The sequence below is a fragment of the Serratia sp. 506_PEND genome (assembly GCF_001076875.1).
GTDB lineage: Bacteria > Pseudomonadota > Gammaproteobacteria > Enterobacterales > Enterobacteriaceae > Serratia > Serratia marcescens.
The window spans coordinates 1-2,561 of record NZ_JVEL01000302.1; the positions used below are offsets into that span (position 1 = coordinate 1).

At 59.6% G+C, this 2,561-nt stretch carries 3 protein-coding genes and 1 pseudogene; all 4 read left to right on the plus strand.

Annotated elements, in window-relative coordinates; all coding sequences use genetic code 11:
• Nucleotides 1-188: pseudogene (locus tag ADK28_RS08340) on the plus strand (phage integrase central domain-containing protein); the annotation flags it as partial.
• A gap of 81 nt (nucleotides 189-269) precedes the next feature.
• The gene (gene tnpA / locus ADK28_RS31370; RefSeq protein ID WP_049191698.1) at nucleotides 270-599 is read left to right on the plus strand and encodes an IS66 family insertion sequence element accessory protein TnpA; all 330 of its coding nucleotides are present in this window, start codon (nucleotides 270-272) and stop codon (nucleotides 597-599) included.
• Nucleotides 593-931 carry an IS66 family insertion sequence element accessory protein TnpB gene (gene tnpB / locus ADK28_RS08345; RefSeq protein ID WP_048795397.1) on the plus strand — a complete coding sequence of 113 codons (339 nt, stop codon included), beginning with the start codon at nucleotides 593-595 and terminating at the stop codon, nucleotides 929-931. The genes tnpA and tnpB overlap by 7 nt, the downstream gene beginning before the upstream one ends.
• A 64-nt stretch (nucleotides 932-995) precedes the next feature.
• The gene (gene tnpC, locus ADK28_RS08350; RefSeq protein ID WP_048795398.1) at nucleotides 996-2,498 is read left to right on the plus strand and encodes an IS66 family transposase; all 1,503 of its coding nucleotides are present in this window, start codon (nucleotides 996-998) and stop codon (nucleotides 2,496-2,498) included.
• Nucleotides 2,499-2,561 lie beyond the last annotated feature (63 nt).

Genomic DNA, 2,561 nt, shown 5'->3' on the forward strand with positions numbered 1-2,561 from the left:
ATATCTTCCCTCATGTGGGCAAACGCCCTGTCGCAGAGATCCTGCCTCTGGAGATGCTGGAGGTTTTACGCCTTATTGAAAAGCGTGGTTCACTGGAGAAACTCCGTAAGGTCAGGCAATACTGCAATCAGATCTTCCGCTATGCCATCGCAACAGGACGTGCAACGATTAATCCGGCAGCTGAACTGTAAGCACGCGGTGAACTCACATTGTTAATCCTTGTGCGACTCGGCACGCTTGAACCTCATGTTCACTACGCAGGTTCCCCCATGCCAAAATCTCGCCATACCCTCCAACAACAGCAGCAACATGTCGCCGACTGGCAATTCAGCGGCCTGTCCCGCACTCAGTACAGCCTGCAACACCATCTCAATGTCAAAACCTTTTGCAACTGGGTCGGCAAGTGGACCAAAATCCCAACGTCACCGGCCGCTGAACCCCCTTTTATTCCGGTGACTGTTGCCCCTGAAGAGGCACCGCTATCCCTCCCCAACATAGACCCGCATATGCCCGCCATTACCCTGAATTTAAAACGGTGCTCCATCACCTGCCAGCCCAGCCAGTTGCCGGCCATCATGGCGGAGCTCAACCTATGCTAATGCCTCATGCCATCTGGCTGGCCCGTGAGCCGACCGATATGCGCCGGGGTATTGATACCCTGACCCGGCTGGCCGATGAACACTTGCCCTCGCCCTTACCGCCGGGAACCGCGGTGGTTTTCTGCAACAAGGCACGCTCACGCATCAAAGTGTTGCAGTGGGACAAGCACGGCGTCTGGCTGTGCACCCGCCGGTTGCATCAGGGCCACTTCACCTGGCCCCGCCCCGGGGATACCGCCTGGCCGCTGACGGCAGAGCAGTTCGCCTGGCTGACCAAGGGGGTAGACTGGCAACAGGTTGAGGGGCTTGACCTGCCGGGCTGGGAAACCTGAGACGTTAAACGTTAACGTCATGATATGACGTGATTATCACCGTCCGTTATGTCAAGCTGCTGATATGGATATCGACGCGCTGTTTACCACACAAGATCCCCATGAGTTACGTGTCCGGGCTCTGGCCCTGCTCGAAGCTCAGGCTCACTACATCCAGGCCCTGGAAGACGCGCTGAAGGCCGGCCGTCGCTGGCGCTTCGGCCGCAAGAGTGAAGCCTTCCAGGGCGAACAGCGGAGCCTGGCGGAAGAGGATGTCGATGCCGACACCGCCGACCTGGAACAGCAGTTGGCGGCGGTGTTACCGGCAGGCAAGGCGCTCCCTGGCACACCGCCCAAACGCCAGCCATTGCCGCCAGAGTTATCCCGTGAAACGGTCCGTCTTGACCTGAGCAGTCATGACTGCCCCGACTGCGGGCACGCCCTGCGCCCCCTGCGTGATGAGGTGAGCGAACGGCTGGAGTACATTCCGGCTCGGGTGGTGGTGCATCGCACGGTGCGCCCGCACTACAGCTGTCCCTGCTGTGAAACCGTCCATACCGTTCCCTTACCGCCTCAGCTTATCGAAAAAGGCCAGCCCGGTCCGGGGTTGTTGGCCCAGGTCACCGTAGCCAAATGCAGTGACCATCTGCCGCTATACCGTCAGCAGAAAATCTACCTGCGTCACGGTATCGATATTCCCTGCAGCACGCTGGCTGGTTGGTTCGGTGCGGTGGGGGCGGCACTGAAGCCACTGGCCGACGCCCTGCGGCAGGACCTGCTGCAGCAAGCGGTACTGCAGGCGGATGAGACACCGTTACTGTTGCTCAATCCCGAAAAAGGTCACAGCCAGAAGGGGTATCTGTGGGCCTACGTCAGCGCCGCCGGGGCAGACAGGGCGGTGGTGCTGTATGACTGCCAGCCGGGCCGCAGTGGCACCTATGCCAGCGCGATGCTGGATAGCTGGCAGGGTACGTTGGTCGTGGACGGCTATGCCGGTTACCGGGCGCTGTTCGACGAAGGTAGCGTGAAGGAAGCCGGCTGCTGGGCGCATGTGCGTCGGAAGTTCTTCGACCAGCACAAGGCGAACGGCAGTCCGGTGGCAGAAATCGCCCTGGCCACTATCCGCGAGCTGTACAACCTGGAGCGACGGATAAAGCAGCGCCCGGCAGAACAACGACGACGATGGCGACACCGTTATGCCAAACCGCGGTTGAAGGCGTTCGAAAGCTGGTTACAGGTGAAGCAGCAGAAGACGGCACCAAACTCGGGGATACGCAAGGCCATCGACTATACGTTGAAGCGATGGGCGGCGTTACTGGTCTATCTGGAGGATGGTCGGGTACCGATAGACAACAACCGGGCGGAGAACGTGATACGTCCGGTGGCGGTTGGGCGCAAGAACTGGCTCTTCGCAGGCAGTCTGCGAGCGGGTCAGCGAATGGCGAATATCCTGAGTCTGCTGGAGACGGCAAAGCTGAACGGTTTGGAGCCGTATGCCTGGTTGCGTGATGTACTGACGCGGTTGCCGTCGTGGCCGAACCGGCGGTTGAATGAGCTGCTGCCGTACGCCGGCAATACCTTCCGTTAGTCCTCTGAAAATCCAAAACACAAACTCACCTTGCAACGCAAGGTGAGTTCACCACGTGCTTAC

Bases quoted from the DNA above. Each gene is read 5' to 3' on its own strand.
- tnpA (WP_049191698.1), top strand. From the start codon at position 270: ATGCCAAAATCTCGCCATACCCTCCAACAACAGCAGCAACATGTCGCC.
- tnpB (WP_048795397.1), top strand. From the start codon at position 593: ATGCTAATGCCTCATGCCATCTGGCTGGCCCGTGAGCCGACCGATATG.
- tnpC (WP_048795398.1), top strand. From the start codon at position 996: ATGGATATCGACGCGCTGTTTACCACACAAGATCCCCATGAGTTACGT.